This is a genomic window from Kitasatospora sp. NPDC059722 (assembly GCF_042733235.1).
GTDB lineage: Bacteria > Actinomycetota > Actinomycetes > Streptomycetales > Streptomycetaceae > Kitasatospora.
Genome location: NZ_JBHWGD010000048.1, coordinates 1 through 18,509 on the forward strand (window position 1 = coordinate 1; position 18,509 = coordinate 18,509).

At 74.6% G+C, this 18,509-nt stretch carries 16 protein-coding genes; 2 read left to right on the forward strand and 14 right to left on the reverse strand.

The annotated features are described in order from the left end of the window. Positions 1 to 193: 193 nt before the first annotated feature. Positions 194 to 1,792: an ABC-F family ATP-binding cassette domain-containing protein gene (locus tag ACFV4F_RS27085; RefSeq protein ID WP_380445102.1), complete on the reverse strand. Its 1,599-nt coding sequence runs from the start codon at positions 1,790 to 1,792 to the stop codon at positions 194 to 196. A 227-nt stretch (positions 1,793 to 2,019) separates the two neighbouring features. Beyond that, entirely contained in the window at positions 2,020 to 3,063 is a 1,044-nt protein-coding gene (locus tag ACFV4F_RS27090; RefSeq protein WP_380445103.1) for a hypothetical protein, read from the reverse strand. 375 nt (positions 3,064 to 3,438) lie between these two features. On the opposite strand from ACFV4F_RS27090, the gene ACFV4F_RS27095 reads away from it, so the two are divergent. Continuing rightward, positions 3,439 to 4,677, forward strand: coding sequence for a glycoside hydrolase family 26 protein (locus ACFV4F_RS27095; protein WP_380506238.1), 1,239 nt, complete (start codon positions 3,439 to 3,441; stop codon positions 4,675 to 4,677). A 22-nt stretch (positions 4,678 to 4,699) separates the two neighbouring features. Here ACFV4F_RS27095 and ACFV4F_RS27100 read toward each other — a convergent pair whose 3' ends face one another. The 10 genes from ACFV4F_RS27100 to ACFV4F_RS27145 form a co-directional block, all read right to left on the reverse strand. Continuing rightward, positions 4,700 to 5,887, reverse strand: coding sequence for a GNAT family N-acetyltransferase (locus ACFV4F_RS27100; protein ID WP_380445105.1), 1,188 nt, complete (start codon positions 5,885 to 5,887; stop codon positions 4,700 to 4,702). After that, a complete protein-coding gene (locus tag ACFV4F_RS27105; protein ID WP_380506241.1) occupies positions 5,884 to 6,693 on the reverse strand; it encodes a Wzz/FepE/Etk N-terminal domain-containing protein in 810 nt (269 codons plus the stop codon). Before ACFV4F_RS27105 ends, ACFV4F_RS27100 begins: the two co-directional genes overlap by 4 nt. 64 nt (positions 6,694 to 6,757) lie before the next feature. Continuing rightward, the gene (locus ACFV4F_RS27110) at positions 6,758 to 7,873 is read right to left on the reverse strand and encodes a glycosyltransferase (RefSeq protein ID WP_380506244.1); all 1,116 of its coding nucleotides are present in this window, start codon (positions 7,871 to 7,873) and stop codon (positions 6,758 to 6,760) included. Beyond that, positions 7,870 to 8,733, reverse strand: coding sequence for a polysaccharide deacetylase family protein (locus ACFV4F_RS27115; protein ID WP_380445108.1), 864 nt, complete (start codon positions 8,731 to 8,733; stop codon positions 7,870 to 7,872). Before ACFV4F_RS27115 ends, ACFV4F_RS27110 begins: the two co-directional genes overlap by 4 nt. Continuing rightward, positions 8,723 to 10,444 carry a lipid II flippase MurJ gene (locus ACFV4F_RS27120; RefSeq protein WP_380506247.1) on the reverse strand — a complete coding sequence of 574 codons (1,722 nt, stop codon included), beginning with the start codon at positions 10,442 to 10,444 and terminating at the stop codon, positions 8,723 to 8,725. Before ACFV4F_RS27120 ends, ACFV4F_RS27115 begins: the two co-directional genes overlap by 11 nt. Before the next feature lies 1 nt (position 10,445). Beyond that, a complete protein-coding gene (locus ACFV4F_RS27125; protein ID WP_380506250.1) occupies positions 10,446 to 11,753 on the reverse strand; it encodes an O-antigen ligase family protein in 1,308 nt (435 codons plus the stop codon). A gap of 6 nt (positions 11,754 to 11,759) precedes the next feature. Beyond that, entirely contained in the window at positions 11,760 to 13,283 is a 1,524-nt protein-coding gene (locus ACFV4F_RS27130; protein ID WP_380506253.1) for an exopolysaccharide biosynthesis polyprenyl glycosylphosphotransferase, read from the reverse strand. Between the two features lie 171 nt (positions 13,284 to 13,454). Further along, positions 13,455 to 13,598 (reverse strand): hypothetical protein, encoded by a 144-nt coding sequence (locus ACFV4F_RS27135; RefSeq protein WP_380445112.1) that lies wholly within the window; start codon positions 13,596 to 13,598, stop codon positions 13,455 to 13,457. A gap of 18 nt (positions 13,599 to 13,616) precedes the next feature. Next, a complete protein-coding gene (locus tag ACFV4F_RS27140) occupies positions 13,617 to 14,771 on the reverse strand; it encodes a glycosyltransferase (protein WP_380506256.1) in 1,155 nt (384 codons plus the stop codon). A 151-nt stretch (positions 14,772 to 14,922) separates the two neighbouring features. Further along, positions 14,923 to 15,363 carry an SRPBCC family protein gene (locus ACFV4F_RS27145; protein WP_359961043.1) on the reverse strand — a complete coding sequence of 147 codons (441 nt, stop codon included), beginning with the start codon at positions 15,361 to 15,363 and terminating at the stop codon, positions 14,923 to 14,925. 112 nt (positions 15,364 to 15,475) lie between these two features. On the opposite strand from ACFV4F_RS27145, the gene ACFV4F_RS27150 reads away from it, so the two are divergent. Further along, a complete protein-coding gene (locus ACFV4F_RS27150; protein WP_380506326.1) occupies positions 15,476 to 16,372 on the forward strand; it encodes a HipA family kinase in 897 nt (298 codons plus the stop codon). Here the strand turns inward: ACFV4F_RS27150 and ACFV4F_RS27155 are convergent. After that, entirely contained in the window at positions 16,369 to 16,746 is a 378-nt protein-coding gene (locus ACFV4F_RS27155) for a hypothetical protein (RefSeq protein ID WP_380506259.1), read from the reverse strand. The two genes, ACFV4F_RS27150 and ACFV4F_RS27155, sit on opposite strands and share 4 nt — an antisense overlap. A gap of 169 nt (positions 16,747 to 16,915) precedes the next feature. Then, a complete protein-coding gene (locus tag ACFV4F_RS27160) occupies positions 16,916 to 18,406 on the reverse strand; it encodes a S8 family serine peptidase (RefSeq protein WP_380506262.1) in 1,491 nt (496 codons plus the stop codon). Positions 18,407 to 18,509: the final 103 nt, after the last annotated feature.

Consider the following 18,509-nt stretch of genomic DNA (forward strand, 5'->3'; position numbering starts at 1 on the left):
CGCTCGGGCCCCCGCCGGGGGGCGTGGCGGCGGGCTAACATAAATCCGCATCCCCGGCCGCGCCCCCCCCCCCCGGGGGGGGGCCCCCCCCCACGGAAGCTCCTTAAACGGAATCCGGGACTGCTTCATTCCCGGACACGCCGTAAGGACTAGGTTTTCTGGTCCGAAAAGGGGAGGGGGCGTCTACTTCCGGTCAGGCGAGCGAGACCAGATCGGCGTAGGACGGGTTCCACAGGTCCTCCACGCCGTCCGGCAGCAGGATGATCCGCTCCGGGTCGAGCGCCTCGACCGCGCCCTCGTCGTGGGTGACCAGCACGACCGCGCCGGAGAACTCGCGCAGCGCGCCCAGGATCTCCTCGCGGCTGGCCGGGTCGAGGTTGTTGGTGGGCTCGTCCAGCAGCAGCACGTTGGCGGAGGAGACCACCAGGGTGGCCAGCGCCAGACGGGTCTTCTCACCGCCGGAGAGCACCCCGGCCGGCTTGTCCACGTCGTCGCCGGAGAACAGGAAGGAGCCGAGGATCTTGCGGATCTGCACCAGGTCGGTGTCCGGCGCGGCCGAGCGCATGTTCTCCAGGACGCTGCGGTCCGGGTCGAGCGTCTCGTGCTCCTGGGCGTAGTAGCCGATCTTCAGGCCGTGGCCCGGGATGACCTCGCCGGTGTCCGGCGCCTCCACCCCGGCGAGCATCCGCAGCAGGGTGGTCTTGCCGGCGCCGTTGAAGCCCAGCACGACGACCCGGGAACCCCGGTCGATCGCCAGGTCGACGTCGGTGAAGATCTCCAGCGAGCCGTAGGACTTGGACAGGCCGCTGGCGGTCAGCGGGGTCTTGCCGCAGGGGGCCGGGTCGGGGAAGCGCAGCTTGGCGACCTTGTCGTTCATCCGGACCTGCTCCAGGCCGGAGAGCAGCTTGTCGGCGCGGCGGGCCATGTTCTGCGCGGCCACCGTCTTGGTCGCCTTGGCGCGCATCTTGTCGGCCTGCGCGTTCAGCGTCGCGGCCTTCTTCTCGGCGTTGGCCCGCTCGCGCTTGCGGCGCTTCTCGTCGTCCTCGCGCTGCTGCTGGTACTGCTTCCAGCCCATGTTGTAGACGTCGACGCAGGAGCGGTTGGCGTCCAGGTAGAAGACCTTGTTGACGACCGTCTCGACCAGGTCGACGTCGTGCGAGATGACGATGAAGCCGCCCTTGTACGTCTTCAGGAAGTCCCGCAGCCAGACGATGGAGTCCGCGTCCAGGTGGTTGGTGGGCTCGTCGAGGAGCAGCACGTCGGAGTCGGAGAAGAGGATCCGGGCGAGCTCGACGCGGCGGCGCTGACCACCGGACAGGGTGTGCAGCGGCTGGCCGAGGATGCGGTCCGGCAGGCCCAGCGCGGCGGCGATCGTGGCGGCCTCGGCCTCGGCGGCGTACCCGCCCTTGGTGAGGAACTCGGTCTCCAGGCGGGCGTACTTCTTCATCGCGTTGTCCTGGGTGGCGCCCTTGCCGTTGGCCATCCGGTCCTCGTTCTCGCGCATCTTCTTGAGCACGGTGTCGAGGCCGCGCGCGGAGAGGATGCGGTCCTTGGCGAGGACGTCGAGGTCGCCGGTGCGCGGGTCCTGCGGGAGGTAGCCGACCTCGCCGGAGCGGGTCACCGTGCCGGCGGCGGGCAGGCCCTCGCCGGCCAGCACCTTGGTGAGCGTGGTCTTGCCGGCGCCGTTGCGCCCGACCAGACCGATCCGGTCGCCGGCGGCGACCTTGAAGCTCGCGGACTCGATCAGAATGCGGGCGCCTGCGCGCAGCTCAAGGGCGTTCGCGGAAATCATGGCCGGGTACTACTCCTGGGACGTGGGCGGGCAGCCTGGGCGGTGCACAGGGCCGGGCGGCGGGAGGGGGCTCGTCGGCGGTCGGCACGGCGCACGGGGCGCCGACACTCGCCCGCTAGTGCCCGGAGAGAACAGCCATGACGGCAAGTCTACCGGGCCGCGCGGGAACCCCCCGGGGGGATTACCGCCCCGGGGTACCGGCGGCCCGTGGCGGGACGGCCCGGACGCTACGACTGCGGCGTCGCCGAGGCCTGGTCGGTGGCGGCGGCGGTCGATGGGTCGGTGGCCGCCGGAGTCGGCTGACCGGCCGCCGGGTCCGGCGCCTGGGCGGGCGGCACGTCCGCCGTCGGCGTGGCCGACGGGTCGGTGCAGGCGTTCTGCGGGCGCACGGCGGCGAACGGCGCGGCCGGGCTCTCGCACGGGACGACGGGCGCCGCGGCCACGGTGTCGAACACCTTGGCCGGGACGATCGGACCGTCCGTGATCTGCACCCGGGTGCGGTCCAGCAGCTTGACCTGCGCGGCCGGCCCGGCGCTGAGCTCCCACCCGGTGCTGTCCAGCCGGTAGCCGGTGATGCCGCCGGAGACCGGCTGCCCGCTGCTCCCGAGGCAGCTGCGCGGGACGAGCACCGCGTAGTCGGTGCCGACCGTGCGCAGCGGGTCGTAGAGGCAGCTGCCCGGGGGCTTGCCGTTGTAGCGCAGGTCGCCGTCGGCGTCGCGCAGGCCCATGGTCAGGTTCGGGGTGACGATCGCCACCCACGGGGACGCCTTCTGGACGGTGTGCAGCGCCGCCGCGGCCCGGTCCTGGGCGAGCTGCCTGCGCTGCTCGTCGGTCCGCTTGTCGGCGCCCGGCTCGCCGTCGCCGCGCAGCCAGTCGGCCAGGCCGGGCACGGCGCGGTGCCAGCGCACCTCGTGGTCGCCCGGGCGCACCGAGGTGATCAGGCCGTCGTCCCAGACCACGATGGCGTTGTCGCCGGCCATCGCCAGGTACAGCGCGTTGGCGCCCTCGCGGCGGTAGGACCAGGCCTGCTCGCCGGTCCCGCGGTGGACCGCCTCCAGGCCGGGCCCGACGACCTTCAGCTCCAGGTCGGCCGCGCTCAGGGACTGCGAGTTCACCGGCGTGGCCTCCGCGTCGCCCGGCCCCGCCACCCGGTCGCCGAACGGCACCGGCTTGTTGGCGTGCGCCGCCGCTCCGGCCGCAAGGACCAGCATCACCGCGACGGCGGGCAGGATCGAGCGGGGGGTCAGTACACGCAGCGGCTTCCAGGACACGTTGCGGAGGGTACCTTTCGGCGGGCACGCGAGTCAGCCGGGAATCGTCCGGGTCCCGCAGTGCGGACCGCGCACCGGAGCGCGCACGGCCGCCGCGCGCACCCCGCCGCCGACCTGCGCCGTCGGTGCCGACCGGGTCCGGCGCCGCTCCGCGCGGTCCGCCGGGGGCGAGCTCCGGGGCCGGTCCGGACTGTTACAGAGGTGATACACGGCGGGCACCCGGGGTGCCGCTGCGGCAGACGGCGTTCGAATATCGCCCACTTTAGGGTGACATTCGGCTTTTCCGACGCCCGACGGGCCTACTGTCGGCGAGCGGAGCGCCACGGTCCGTCCGCGCTCCCCCACCCGCCCCACCCGTGACGCCCGGGAGAGACCATGCGCATCGGCCGCCTGACGCTGGCCGCCGCCGCCCTGCTGCTGACGGCCACCGTCGGTGTCCCGGCCGGGACACCGCTCAGCCAGGGCGAACGGCACGCCCTCTCGTCCGACGCCTTCGAACCGCGCGGCGCCGCGCCCCGCCCGGCCGTCCAGCGGCCCCGGCACGAACCGCCCTTCGGCGCGTTCGTCGGCTCGTGGGACAACTACATCCCGCAGATCGGCCGGTACGCGCAGTGGCTCGGCAACGCCAACCTCCAGGTCGGCCACACCTACCTGGCGGGCAACAGCTGGGCGGACGTCGAGGGCGAGCCGGTGGTGCTCGGCATGTGGTCGCAGTGGCGGCTCGCCGACCCGTCCCGGGTGCTCGTGCTCGGCGTGCCGATGCTGGCGCCCAACGAGGCGAACGTGCCGGACGGCCAGGTGGCCAAGCTGCTCGGCCAGGGCGCGCACGGCGACTTCGACCGGCACTTCCTCAAGCTCGCCCACCGGCTGGTCGCCCTCGGCGGCGCGGACACCGTGCTGACCCCCGGCTGGGAGATGAACGGCGTCACCTACACCCACCGCTGCAAGCCCGACCCGACCGCCTGGAAGGCGTACTGGCGGCGGATCGTCAAGGTCATGCGCTCGGTGCCCGGACAGCACTTCCGCTTCGACTTCGCACCCAACCGCGGGCTGGACGCGATCCCGTGGACCAAGTGCTACCCCGGCGACGACGTCGTCGACATCATCGGCATGGACAGCTACGACCAGCCCGCCGGGGCCACCTTCGACGACCACGTGCGCGAGCCGTACGGGCTCCAGGACCAGGTGGAGTTCGCCGCCAAGCGCGGCAAGCAGGTCTCGTACCCGGAGTGGGGCCTGTTCCGCAACGGCGACAACCCGGACTACGTGCAGCGCATGGTCGAGTGGATGCGCACCCACGACACCGCCTACCAGACCGTCACGGACTACTGCCCCCACGGCTTCTTCGGGTGCGACCGCAACCCGCGCTCCAGCGCGCGGTTCAAGCAGCTGATGGCGGGCTCGAAGGGGGCGCCGGCGGTCGTCCCGACGGCGCCCCCGGTCCCGACCGCACCGGCCGTGCCCGTCCTGCCCTCCGGGCCCGCCGCGCCGACCCCGCCGGGCACCCCGGCCGGCCAGAGCCCGTCGGCCGGAGCCTCGCCCACCGGTTCCCTGGCGCCGTCCCCATCACCCGCCGTCTCCCCCTCGCCGAGCGGGACCCCGGCCCGGCGGTAGGAAGCGCCCGGCACCCGGGAGCTCAGGCGCGGCGGCGGGCCAGCAGCGCCTCCTTGAGGCGCGGGAAGCGGGTCCGCAGGACGTGTGCCACCGCCTGCCGGGCCCGGATGACACCGGCCCTGGCGGTCGCCACCGGGGCCGGGCCCCGCGGGCCGAACAGCAGCCGCTGGTTGGGCAGCTGGTCCGGCCGCCAGCGCTGCTTGTACGGCTCCTGGCCGCGCAGCAGGCTCAGCACCGGGATCCCGGCGCCGACCGTCTCGTCCAGCGCCGCGGCGAACAGGAGCCCGGCGATGTCGATCTTCTCGCGCAACTGCGGGTGCGCCCCGTACATGTACAGGCCGCCGAAGGACGGGCAGAGCAGCAGCAGGTTCACCGCCATCAGCTCGCCGTTCAGCCGGAACTGGTGCACGGCGGCCCGGCCGGAGGCGACCATCCCGGTCGTGGACTCGACCAGGTGCCGGGCGAAGCGCTCGGTGCGGTGCTCCGGGGTCACCCCGCGCTCCTGCCACTGGAGGAAGTGCAGCCGCAGCAGGGCCTCCAGCGCCGCCGGCACCTCCGCCACCGGCGTCGAGCCGACCTCCACGCCCGCCTCGGCGATCTTGCGCAGCTTCACCCGGCTGCGCTGGGCGGTCTTGCCGGGCACCCGCTTGAGCAGCTGCTCCATCGACACGGCCGGCAGGTATTGGCAGAGCGAGTCGGCGAACCGGCGGCGCCGGCCGCGCCAGTGCTCGAACACCTTCTGCACGGCCGCCTCGGGGTGGACCTCGCGCAGCTCCAGCGTGTGCCACGGCCGGGTGAGCGGGAGGGCGGCGGCGAACACGGCGGCGGCCCGGTCGGCGCAGTCGTCGTCGAGCAGGACGTCGGTGAAGTCGACCAGTCCGTCGCCGAGGGCGGTCAGCCCGCCGAGCGGGCCGCCGCGCCGCCGGAAGGCGCCCGCGCCGACCAGCAGGCCGTCCCGGCGGACGGTCACCACCAGCAGGCCGCCCGGGGTGCCGTAGTGGCGCCACCACGAGCGCTGCCAGTCGGCGGCCTGGAAGAAGGTGGTGGTCCGGCAGCGGGCGGCCAGGGCGTCCCACTCCTCGGCGAGGGCGTCGAGGGCGTCGTCCTCGCGGCGCAGCTCGGCGGTCCAGACCGGGCCCGGCGCCGGGTCGGGACCGGCCGGCGGAGCGGCCTGGGCGGGCAGGCCGGCGGCCCGGGACTCGGTCCTCATCGCGCGCTCCCGGTCGCGGCCTTCTCCTTGGCCGGGGGCTCCGCCTCGGCCCCGGCGGCGCCGGCGGGCTTGTCGGCCGTCTTCTCAGCCCGGCCCGGCTTCTCGGCCGGCTTCCCGGCGGCCTTGCCCGCGGGCCCGGCGGCCGTCCGGGCGGGGGCCTCCTCGGTCCGCGGGCGCGGGGCGCTCGGACCGGTCGCCTCCGGGGCCTCCGGGGCTTCCGGGACCCCGGGGGCGACGGGCGCCTCGGCGTCGCCGCGGCGGCGGGTCATCATCACCAGCGCGCCCAGCAGCAGCCCGGCCGCGCCGCCGACCGCGACGTCCAGGCTGCCGGACGGCGTGGTCGGCTTGTCCGGCGCGGCGGCCGGTGCCAGCGTGACCAGCCGGACACTGGTGTCCCTGCTGCTCGTGTTGGCGAAGGAGACCAGCGAGCGGGCCACCGCGTCGGCGGTCTGGGCGGCCTCCTGGGCCCGGGTGCCGGTCCCGGTGATCTCGATCATCGGGGCGTCCGGCGAGGTCGTCCCGTGCACCAGGTTCCCCAGGTCGGTGAGGGTGTGCCCGGTCTCGGCGGCGGCCGCGGCGAGCACCTGCGGCTGGCCGGCCAGCCGCCCGTACGCCTGGGCGAAGTTGGTCGCGGTGGCGGCCTCCCCCGCGTTCTGCGGCACCACGAGCACGTAGGCGCTGGCGGAGTACGAGGGGTGCGCGACGACGGCGTACCCGGCGCCGGCCGCGGCGCCCAGCGGCACCGCGAGCGCCACCGGCCACCAGCGGCGGACCAGGCGGCGGGCGCTTCGGCGCGGTGTGGTCATGGGTGTGACTCCTTGGATCTCAGAGCCGCGCGGGCGGCCCTTCGGTGAGCGGGCCGGTGGGCCGTCAAGCGCGCGCCAGGCGGTCGTAGAGGGCGCCCAGGTCGGCGGCGACGCGGACGATGTCGTAGTGGCCGACCGCCGGAGGGTGCGGCAGCGGGCCGGCGGAGTGGTCGTTCAGGTGCCGCAGCTCGCGCAGCGCGGTCGCGAACGCGGCGGGCTCGGACGGGATGCGGCGGGCCTGCGGGGCGGCGCTGGGCGGCAGTTCGTCGAGCGCGGGGCAGGCGCTGTGCCGCACCGGCAGGCCGGCCGCGAGCCCCTCCAGGACGCCGAGGCCGAAGGTCTCCTCGGTCGAGGGGGCGGCGAGCACGTCCAGAGCGGTCAGCAGCTCCGGCACGTCGTCGCGTTCGCCGGTGAGCACCAGCCTTTCCCGGACGCCCAGTTCGGCGGCCAGCCGCTCCAGGGCGGCGCGCTCCGGGCCCTCGCCGATCAGCACCAGCCGGGCGTCCGGGTCGAGTTCGGCGAGCGCCTCCAGCAGGACGCCGAAGCGCTTGCCCGGTACCAGGCGGCCGATCCCGCCGACCACCCAGCTCCCCTCCGGCAGGCCGAGTTCGGCGCGCAGCCGGCGCCGGGCGGTGGCCCGCTCGCCGTCCGGCCGGCGGAAGCGCGCGGCGTCGATGCCGTTCGGGATCAGCTCGACCCGGGCCGGCGGGACGCCCCACGCGTGCAGCGTCTGGGCGACCTGGCGGGAGACCGCGACGGTGGTGGTCCCGAGCCGCTCGGCCACCAGGTAGAGGCCCTTGACGCCGCGCGTGACCGGGCGGCCCTCGATCACCCCGGCGTGCAGCGAGTGCTCGGTGGACACCACCGCACGGACCCCGGCCAGTCGCGCCGCGAGCCGGCCGTACAGCTGCGCCCGGTAGAGGTGGGTGTGCACGAGGTCGTAGCGGCCGCTGCGCACCAGCCGGACCAGCCGGGGCAGCGCGCCGAGGTCCCGGTTGCCGCGCATGTCGAGGTGGTGGACGGTGAAGCCGTCGGCGCGCAGGGCGGCGGCGACCGTGCCGGGGTTGGTGAGGGCGAGCACCTCGCACTGCTGGTGCGGCGGCAAGTGCCGTAGCAGCAGCTGGAGTTGGCGCTCGGCACCGCCGGAGGCGAGGCCGGTGACGATGTGCAGGACCCTCACCGTGCCGCCCTCCGGAGGGCGAGCCGGGCGCGGCGCAGCTCGGTGACGGTGTCGCGCAGCCGGTGCCGGCCACGCTTGGCGCGCAGCCGCCAGGCGCCGTCGCGGTCGCCGACGTAGCAGCGGGGCAGCGCGAAGCGGCCGGTGAGCGGGGAGTGGGCGATCGCCACGGCGTAGTCGTAGCCGGCGTCGCGGACGGCCAGGGCGGCGGGCAGGTCGACGTCGCCGTACGGGTAGCAGAAGCCGGTGACCGGGCCGCCGACGACCTCCTCCAGGAGCCTGCGGCTCTCCCGGGTCTGGGTCGCGAGGACGTCGGCGGGCAGGCCGGGCAGCGACTGGTGACCGAGGCCGTGCGAGCCGATCTCCCAGCCGGCGGCGGCGAGTTCGGTGACCTCCTGGACGGTGAGGAGCTGCTTGCGCGGGCCCTCGGCGTCCCAGTCGTTGGCCCGGCCGAGCAGGTCGGCGACGACGTAGGCGGTGGCGGTGAAGCCGTACGCCTGCAGAATCGGTACCGCGTGCCGGGCGAAGTCGGCGTAGCCGTCGTCGAAGGTGAGTCCGACGAGCTTGTCGTCCCGTCCGGCGGCGCGGGCCCGCATCAGCTCGCGGACCGAGACGCCGCGCCGGCCGCGCCGGTGCAGCCAGGCGATCTGTTCGGCGAACCGCTCGGGGTTGACGGTGAGTCGGTAGGGGTCCTCCTCCTCGACCGCCACCGAGTGGTACATCAGGATCCACGGCGAGGTGGAGCCGGGGCCGGGCGGTTCGCCGATCGGGTTGCGGCTGCGGGGCAGTCGCGCCCGGTGCGGTGGGGCGTCGGTGGCGCCCGCCTGGGCGGCCGAACGGACGGTTCCCCGTTCAGTGTCCATGGGGAAGCTTCCCTTCATCGGCGACGGTTGGCGGGTTCAGGACCCGGACGGCGGCGAGGACCGGACCGCGGACCTCCCTGGCACCGAGGCCGGTGCCGAGGGCGGCGAAGGCCAGCGCCACGGCCAGCCCCCCGAACACGGTCGAGAGCAGGGGGTCGGCGGTGAGGCCGGCCGCGCAGGTGCCGAGCGCGGTGGCGCCGGCGGCGGCTGCCAGCAGCCGGCCGTGGCCGCCGAGCACCCGGCGCAGCCGCAGCGGGATGCCGCGCAGCACGAGGCCGCGCAGCAGCAGGGCCGCGGTGGTGGTGATTCCGGCCGCGTTCCCGGCGGCGAGGCCGAGCGCGCCGAAGCGGGGTGTGGCGAGCAGGCCGACGGCCACGGTGACGGCGAGGCCGAGCAGCATCGCCGCGACCGGGTACCAGTCGAGCAGGCGCCGCCCCCCGTCGTCGGTGCCCGGCTCGTCGGCCCGGCGCACGACGGGGCGCAGCGAGAAGTACGGGCGGATCATCACGCCGATCAGCGCCTGGGCGGGCAGCCCGAAGCTGTAGACCCGGATGACGGCGGCGGTGGCGGCGGTGTCCTGCGGGCCGAAGGCTCCGCGCTGGAAGAGCAGTGAGACGACCGAGGGCGCGCAGGCCATCAGGAACGCGGTGCCGAGCAGGACGACGGCTGCGGCCTGCCCGAGGTCCTTCTCCACCCGGTCGCGGGCGGTGGTGAGGTCGCCGGCCGCGAGCGCGCGGGCGACCAGCGGGAAGGTGACGGTGCAGATCAGGATGCCCGCCGTCATGGCGAGTTGGGAGACCTTGGCGGCGTAGTTGAGGTGCGAGATGGTGCCGGGCGGAAGTGCGGAGCCGAGGTAGCGCTCGACGAACACCTGGGACTGGCGGGTCAGGGTGAAGGCCGCGACCGGCAGCAGGGCGAACGGCATCAGGACCAGGGCGTGGCGCGAGCGGCCCGAGCGCGCGGCCCGGCCCGTCCGCAGCCGGCGGGCGAACGGGGCGACGAGCAGGACGGCCATCAGGGCGCTGCCGACCGCGACGCCGACGGCGGCCGAGCGGACGCCGAGGAAGGCCTGGCAGCTCAGCATCACGGCCAGGATGCCGACGTTGTAGGCGACGTAGATGCCGGCCGGCGCGGTGAAGCAGTGGTGGGCGCGCAGCGCGGCGGCGAGGTAGCCGGCCACGCCGAACGGCAGCACGGTGATCGCGGTGATCCGGGTGCAGGAGACGGCGAGGGCGGGGTCGCCGAGGCCGGGGGCGAGCAGTTCGACGAGCTGGGGCGCGCCGATCGCGGTGCCGAGGGCGAGGGCGCTGAGGGCGAGCAGCAGCCACGGCAGGGTGGCCCGGACGAGCTGGCGGACCGGGTCCGGGCCGTCCGGGCGCTCCTCGCGCAGCACCAGGGCGAGGGCGAACGCGGGCACCATGAGGAAGGACATGGCGTCCTCGATCAGCAGCGGCGCGGCCGTCTCGGGCACCGTCCAGGAGACCAGGAAGGCGTCGGTGCCCTGGTTGGCGCCGAAGTAGCGGGCCAGCAGGAGGTCGCGCAGGAGCCCGAGGGCGGAGCCGGCGGCGCTGAGCACGGCGGTGATGCCGAAGGCCTTGGCGAGGAAGCCGCGCCGGGGGGCCGGGCCGGGGCCGCCGGGCACGACCTCGGCGGGCGGGGCCTGGCGGGGCGCGGGCAGCGTCGGGACGAGCGCGGGCCGGTCCGTCGTCATGTCAGGCCTCCGGGGTCGCGGCGCGGGCGGCGAGGCCGAGGACGACGGAGGTCAGCACCGTGGTGGTGCCGCCGATGTCGGCGTAGAGGAAGTCGACGAGCACCCAGGTCAGCAGCGCCAGGGCGGCGAGGCCGGGGCCGCGGGAGCGGCGCAGGCAGCCGAGCAGCAGGCCGAGGAAGAGCGCGGCGTAGGCGACGATGCCGATCAGTCCCTGTTCGCTGAGCACCAGGAAGTACATGTTGTGCGGGGAGAGCAGCGGCTCGCGCTGGAAGCCGATGGTGGGGTCGGCGGCGTCGCTGCCGGAGGACAGCCGCAGCGGGGCGTGGCTGTCGCGCAGCTGCTGGAAGGCCTTGGGGCCGGCGCCGTGGACGGGGTGGTCCTGCCAGATCCGGGTGGCGGTCGACCACAGGTCGTAGCGGTCGGAGACGGACTGGTCGGGGGCGGCCTCGACGGAGCCGATCGAGCTGAGCCGCTCGGTGACCCCGGAGGCGCCGAGGCCGAGTCCGCCGACGAGGACGACGGCGGCGGCCGCGCCGAGCACGACACCGCGCACGAGCAGCCGGGCGTCGGCGCGCAGCAGCAGGACGGTGACGGCGACACCGGTGGCGATCCAGCTGCCGCGGCTGAAGGAGACGGCGAGCGGGAAGGCGAGGAAGGCGGCGGAGGCGTACATCGCGCGCCGCAGCCGGACGCTGCTGCCGGGTCCGCGTTCGGCGAGGGCGAGGGCCAGGGCCGCGAGCAGGCCGTAGCTGACGACGGTGGACATCGCCATGATGTCGAGCGCGCCGAACGTGCCGACGGCGCGGATCGGCTGGCCGGTGTACGAGGCGCCGGTGCGGGTCAGGTACTGGTCGGCGCCGACGGCGCCCTCGATGAGCGCGGCGGCCACGAAGGAGCCGAGGACGAGCCGCTGGTCGGTGCGGTCGCGCAGCGAGCAGAGCACCGCGGCCGGGACCAGGACGAAGACCTGGACGAGCCGGACGAAGCCGGTGACGCTGCTGGCCGGGTCGATCGAGCCGACGGTGGCCACGGCGGCGGCGAGCACGACCGCGGCGAACTGCGCGCAGGTGGCGCGGGCGACGACGGGCAGCCGCCCGCGCAGCAGGTTGTAGGCGGTGAGGGCGACCAGCGCCAGCGAGGCGAGGTCGGCGGCGGTGATGTGGACGGCGGCGGTGACGTCCTTCTCGCCGGTGGGCACGCACACCAGGAGCACGGTCGCCGCGGCGAGCAGGCTCGGCCGGTCGGCGAGCGCGGGCAGGGCCTTGCGTAAGGCCGGCGGCCTGGCCGCGGCGGGGAGGGTGAGGGCCACGAAAGGTCAGCTCCCGTCCGGGTGGAGCATCAGGGCCGCGGTCCGGCAGAGGATCTTGACGTCCTGCCAGAGGCTCCAGCTCTCGATGTAGCGGTTGTCGAAGCGGGCCCGGTCCTCGATCGAGGTGTCCCCGCGCAGGCCGTTGACCTGGGCCAGGCCGGTGAGGCCGACCGGGACGCGGTGGCGGTCCGCGTACTCGGGGTAGGCCTGGCTGAACCGCATGACGAAGTAGGGGCGTTCCGGGCGCGGGCCGACGAGGCTCATGTCGCCGCGCAGGACGTTCCACAGCTGCGGCAGCTCGTCCAGCGAGCTCTTGCGCAGCAGCTTGCCGACGGCGCCCATCCGGTGGTCCTGGGAGATGTTCCAGCGGGTGGCCGACTCGTGCTCGTTGCTGGGGCGCAGGGTGCGGAACTTGAGGACGGTGAAGACCCGGCCGTCCAGCCCGGTGCGCTGCTGGCGGAAGAGCACGCCAGGGCCGGTGTCGAAGCGGACGGCGAGCGCGCACAGCACGAGGACCGGGGCGAGCAGCAGCAGGCCGAGGCCGGCGGCGGCGACGTCCAAGGCGCGCTTGCCGGCCCAGCCGGGGCGGCGCATCGCGGGGCGCCCGACCTGGAGGCAGGGGAAGCCCCAGAGGTGGTCGCCGGCGGCCGGCGGCGCGGTGGGCAGCGAGCCGTACTCGCGCAGGGCGGGCACCAGCCAGACCTGGCAGCCGAGCCGGACGGCGTCGCGCAGGGTGGCGGCGGTCTCGGCCTCGTCGGCGGCGCCGGCGGTGGCGACGACGTGCTGGACGCGGTGGCGGCGGACCTCGCGCTCCAGGACCTCGCGGCCGCCGAGGACGGGCAGGTCGGTGTCGCCGGCCAGCAGCGGCGGGTCCGCGTCGAGGAAGCCGACGGGGCGCATCCCGTACTCGCCGCGCGCGTTGAGGGCGGCGGCGACCCGGTGGCCGAGCCGGCCGGCGCCGAGCACCAGGACGGGGCTGGGACGGCTGCGGCGGATCCGGCGGACGAGGTGGTAGAGGACGGCGCGGCCGACGACGGCGATCAGCAGCTGGGCGCCGAGCAGCGCGGTGAGCCGGGCCGGGGTGGCCGGGCCGCAGTCGGGCCAGCGGCCGTCCAGGCAGCCGGTGAGGGTGACGGCGAAGGCGGTGGCGACCGCGGCGCGCACGGCCAGCGCGGGCAGTTCGTCCAGGACGGACAGGGTGAGCCGGGTGCGGTAGAGGCCGCCGGCCAGGTTGAGGACGAGCAGGAGGGGCAGGACGGCGGCGACGCCGAGCAGCGGGGCGACCCGCACCGCGGAGTCGAGGAAGCGGTTGGCGATGCCGGCGGCGGCGCACAGCGCGATCGCGTCGACCTGGACCAGCGCGAGCGGCAGTGCGAGCCGGGAACGGACCGCCCTGCGGTGCCGGTGCCCCGGCGCCACCGCGCGGGCCCGCGCGGCCCCGGCCGGCCGGTCGAGCAGCCCGGTGCCGGGTCGCCGCGGGCCGGACAGGGGCCGGCCGGATCGCGGCACACTGTCGTGGTCAATGGTCATCAGCGCACGAACTCCCCTGCTGTGTGCCCGGGGTGGCGGAGCCCTGGCGCCGGTTGGCGCGGGGCGGCCGCCCGGGCCCGGTGGGCGCGGTCCTGACAGCACCTGCTGCCGCCGGCGGCTCTCGATTCTCTCGCGAATTCCCGGGGAAAAATCGAAACGAAGCAGGCAAAATCAGACAATACCGAACCCGGACTTGCGGGCCGGAGGATGACTTGCCATTTCATTCCAGCCGCCCATTAATAGGTATTTCTGATTTGACGCCTCGTCCTTATCCGGTTGAGGGTGCGAATACGCCAGCGCCTCGTCAGCGGGCATTCACGGCATGTGAAACGATCAGATCCGCTCTGGGACACGGGTGCGGCGGCGTCCGGCGGCCGGACCGGCACCCAGCAGGTGGCGGTACAGGACGTCCACCTGTTCGACCACCGTGCGGACGTCATGACGGGCGACCACGTGGTCGCGCAGCCCGGCGCCGCGGCGCTCGCACTCGATCGGATCGGACAGCGCTTCGGCCATTCGGGTGGCCAGCGCCGCCGCGTCCTCCGGCGGGACGACGGCCTGCCCGTGCGCGGCGGACGGCAGGCACTCGCGGGCCCCGGACACGTCGGTCAGCAGCACCGGACGGCCCGCGGCCATCGCCTCCAGCGGGGCGAGCGCCATCCCCTCCCAACGCGAGGGCAGCACCACGAGGTCGGCCGCCGCGAGCCACGGCCGCGGATCCGGCACGTCCCCCACCATCCGCACCCGGGACGGCTCGGCCGACGCCCGCACCGTCTCCGCGAGGGCCTGCTCGTCCGGCCCGCCGCCGACCAGTGCCAGCCGCGCCTGCGGCACCCGGCGGACCACCTCGGGCCAGGCCGCCAGCAGCACGTCCTGCCCCTTCTGCCGGCACAGCCGCCCCACGCAGACGGCCAGCGGGGCGTCCAGGTCCAGGCCGAGCGCGATCCGGGCGGCCCGGCGGTCGGCGGGCGCGTAGTGGCGGACGTCCACGCCGTTGGGCACCACCGCCCAGTCGGCGTGCACCCCCGCGGCGACGCCGTCGGCCCGCTCCTGGACGCTGACGCACAGCAGCCGGTGCGCCCAGCGGGTCGCGAAGCGCTCCCAGCGCAGGGTGGCGGCCGCCAGCGGGCCGTCCACGGCGGCGAAGGACCAGGCGTGCGGCTGGAAGACGGTCGGCACCGCGCCGCGCACGGCCAGCCGGCCGGCCAGCCCGGCCTTGGCACTGTGCAGGTGGACCACGTCGGGCGCGGCGGCCCGGACGATCCGGCGCAGCCGCCAGGCCTCCTTGGCCGTCCCCGGCCCGGGCGAGCGCTCGGCGGGCCAGTCCTGGACCAGCGCGCCCACGGCGGCGGCCTCCTCGGCCAGCCGGCCGCCGCGCGGACAGGCCACCAGCACCCGGTGACCGGCCTCCCGCTGGCCCCGGACCAGATCGACGACGACGCGGGCCACCCCGCCGTCCACCGGCTGCGAAATGTGAAGGATCGTCATATGCACGGCGGCGAGCCTAGGGTGGCATCGCCGTGCCGGGCGGCCCCCGTCACCCGCAGGTGGCGGGCCGTCCACCCGTACGGCTCGCGGCTCGTACGGATGGTCGGACCCCTCGAAATCCCGGGCGATTTCCCGGGCCCCCCGGGGTGGTTCAGCGCACCTCGGCGGCCAGGTTCGCGAGCACCTCGTCGTGGATGCGGTTCAGGCCCTTCGGGGCGAAGGTGCGCTCGAAGAAGCCGCCGATGCCGCCGGCGCCCTGCCAGGTCGCCGAGACCGTCACCTTCGACCGGCCCTCGCCCGCCGCCGAGACGGTCCAGGTGATCACCATGCTGGAGTTGGCATCCTTCTCCACCAACTGGTCCGGCTTCGGGGCCGAGACCGTGAACAGGCAGTCCCGCACGCGCTTCTCGGTGGCCTGGAGCTTCCAGTGCACCTGGGTGCCGGCCCCGGTGCCGCCGGCCCGGACCTCGTACTCGCTGTACTGCGCGGGCAGCAGCTTCGGGCGGGTCACCTGGTAGTCGGCCAGCGCCTCGTACACCCGCTCCGGGGCGGCGTCGTAGACCCGCTCGGTGGTGGCCAGCACCTGTCCCATGACCTGTACTCCTCGTGTGGTGGTTCCGATCTCAGCGGCAAGCCAACCACAGGGCCGCGGACCGGGCCTTCCGGGGCTCGCGCCCGGACGCGGAGGCCGTAGGGTGGCGGATGTGCTCGAACTGGTGACAGCAGTGCGCTACGTGGACCCGCTGCGGGCCGGCGGCTCCGTGCCCGGCGTCGTGGAGACCGACGACCTCGGCACCTACGTCGTGAAGTTCACCGGCGCCGCGCAGGGGCGCAAGGCGCTGGTCGCCGAAGTGATCGTCGGCGAGCTCGCGCGGCGGCTCGGCCTGCGCGTGCCGGAGCTGCGGCTGGTGGACTTCGACCCGGCGGTCGCCGCGGACGAACCGGACACCGAGATCCAGGACATGCTCAGGGCCAGCGCCGGACTCAACCTCGGGATGGACCTGCTGCCCGGCGCGCGCGACTACCGGCCCGGACTGGTCCCCGTCGGCTCCGCCGAGGCCGGCCGGGTGGTCTGGCTGGACGCCCTCACCGGCAACGTCGACCGCACCGTGCACAACCCCAACCTCGTGGTCTGGCACGGGCGGCTCTGGCTCATCGACAACGGCGCCGCGCTGATCTTCCACCACCGCTGGTCCAGCGCGGAGGCGGCCGTCGGCAAGCGCTACGACCTCAGCGCACACGCGCTCGGCGGCTGTGCCCCGGACGTCCGGCTGGCCGACGAGGACCTGGGGCCGCTGGTGACCGTCGGGCTGCTGGAGGAGGTGCTGGCGCTCGTCCCGGACGAATGGCTGGCCGACGAGCCCGGGTTCGACTCGGTGGACGCGGTGCGGCACGCGTACGTCACGCACCTGGCCGCCCGCGCGGTGCTGTCCGCCGAGTGGCTGCCGGAGGGCTTCGCCACGCCCGAGCAGCTGCGCGAGGCCGAGCGGCGGCGGGCCGCCCGGACGAGGGCCGGCCGCCCGGCCTGGCTCCAGGAGGTGCCGGACCTGCACGGCAAGCCGGCGGTCGAGACGGTGTGGGAGCACCACTTCGAGAGTTAACGCACCGCGGGGTGGATCCAGTCGAGGTACTCGATCGTGGTGCCGGCCAGCAGGCCGCCCATGAGCAGGGCGAAGACCGCGGCGCCGTTCCTCCGGCGGACCTTCGCGGGGATCAGGGCCGCGCCGAGGCCCGCCACGAGCAGGCCGGTGAGCGGGCCGGCGGCGAGCATCGCGATCAGCCCCGCCACCGCGCCGACGGAGGCACCGGCCGCGAGCCCCATCACGCCGCACATCAGGCCCACGACCACGAACTGCGCCAGCATCGGGCCCGCGGCGAGGAGTTCGGCCCCGCCCAGGACGAACCAGGGCCAGCTGCGCCCGCCGCCGGCCGGCCGGGCCGGGACCGCGTTCCAACCGGTGTCGGTGCGTGCCATGCCGCTCAACTCCCCTGATGCTTCCGTTCGGTACGGATCCATCCTGGCGAGCGGGCCACCGGCGGACCTGAGTACGGGTACTCAAAAACGACCGGGGAGCGGGACCCAGTGGGCCCGCTCCCCGGTGCTCAGGTGCTCAGGTGCTCGGCTGTTCCACGCAGTCGGCGCGTCAGCGCCACCACTGGACCGCCTTCTCGGCGTTGATGATGCCCGCGCCGTAGAAGCCGTTGTCGTTCTCGTCGCCCTCGCAGGTCGCCTTCCACTGGCCGGCGCCGCCCGGGTTGAAGTCCCCGGTCGGGCAGGCGTGCGACTCGGCCTGGTTGGTCAGCAGCTCGGTCAGCTCCTCGGGGCTGGCCCACGGGAAGGTGCTGGCGAGCAGCGCGACGACACCGGTGACGTGCGGGGTGGCCATCGACGTGCCCTGCATGTAGCCGTACTTGTTGCCCGGGATGGTGGACAGGATCCGGCCGTCCTTGTCCGGGGTGTCCGGGATCTGGTAGCGGCGGTCGCCACCCGGCGCGGCGACGGTCACGACGCCCTTGCCGTAGCTGGAGTAGTACGACTTCTCGCCCTTGACGCCGACGGCGGAGACGGCGACGACGCCCGGCAGCTCGGTCGGCAGCGACAGGCAGTCGTTGGTGACCGGGCGGGTGCCCGGGGTGGTGTCGTCCGGGCTGGAGACGTCGGTGGTCTTGTGGGCCAGGTCGATGTTCTCGTTACCGGCCGCGGCCACGTTGAGGACGCCCTTGCGCTGCGAGAACGCGACCGCCTTGCGGACGGCGGCGGTGATCGCCGCCTGGTCCTTGTCGTTCGGGCAGTTGAACATCCACGGGTCGACGTAGTAGCTGTTGTTGGTCACCTTGAAGCCGTGCTCGCCGGCCCACACGAAGCCGCAGACCGCGTTCTCCGGGTAGATGAAGCCGCCGTCGTCGACGACCTTGACCGCCGCCAGCTTCACGTTCGGGGCGATGCCGACGATGCCCTTGCCGTTCTTGGCGGCGGCGATGGTGCCGGCCACGTGGGTGCCGTGGTCGCTGGTGGTCGGCTGCCAGGCCTTCCAGTCGGTGTTCGGCTTGCCGTCGACGCAGGAGACCGACTGCGAGGCGTCCACGTTGGGGGCCAGGTCCTCGTGGGTGGCGTCGATGCCCGAGTCCAGCACGCCGACGGTCACGTTGCGGCTGCCGAGCGAGATCTTGTGCGCCTTGTCGACGCCGATCTGGCGCATGTCCCACTGGTTGGCCTCGTACGGCTCCTGACCGGCGGCGGGGGCCGCGGCGGGCTCGGCGGCGACGTCGGCCTTGCCCTGGTCGGCGGCGAGGATGCCCTTGGTGCGGCTCGCGCCGACCGAGTCGACGCCCTTGACCTGGCGCAGCTTCTCGGCGAACGCGGTGTCGTTCGAGCGGGCGACCACGACGCCGATCTGCTCGTAGGAGTACACCACCGTGCCGCCCAGGGTGGTGATCGCCTTCTCCACCTTCTGCACCTGGCCGTGGTTGGCCTTGGTGTTGACCACGTAGCTCAGCAGCGGGCCGGTGGTCGAGCCGGCCGCGGGCGCGGGCGCCGCGACGGCGGTACCGGCCGGGAGCGCGAGGGCGCCCGCCGTGGCGAGCACGAGGCCCACCGCCGCGTACCGGGTCCGGCTGATCCGAGAAACACGCATAGGGGTAGACCCTCCCGAGTCGTCATGCAACAGCTGCGGCAGCAGGTGCGATGGAGTGATCGGGACGCTAATGAATATTTACTAAGAAAAGCAAGAGGTAGTC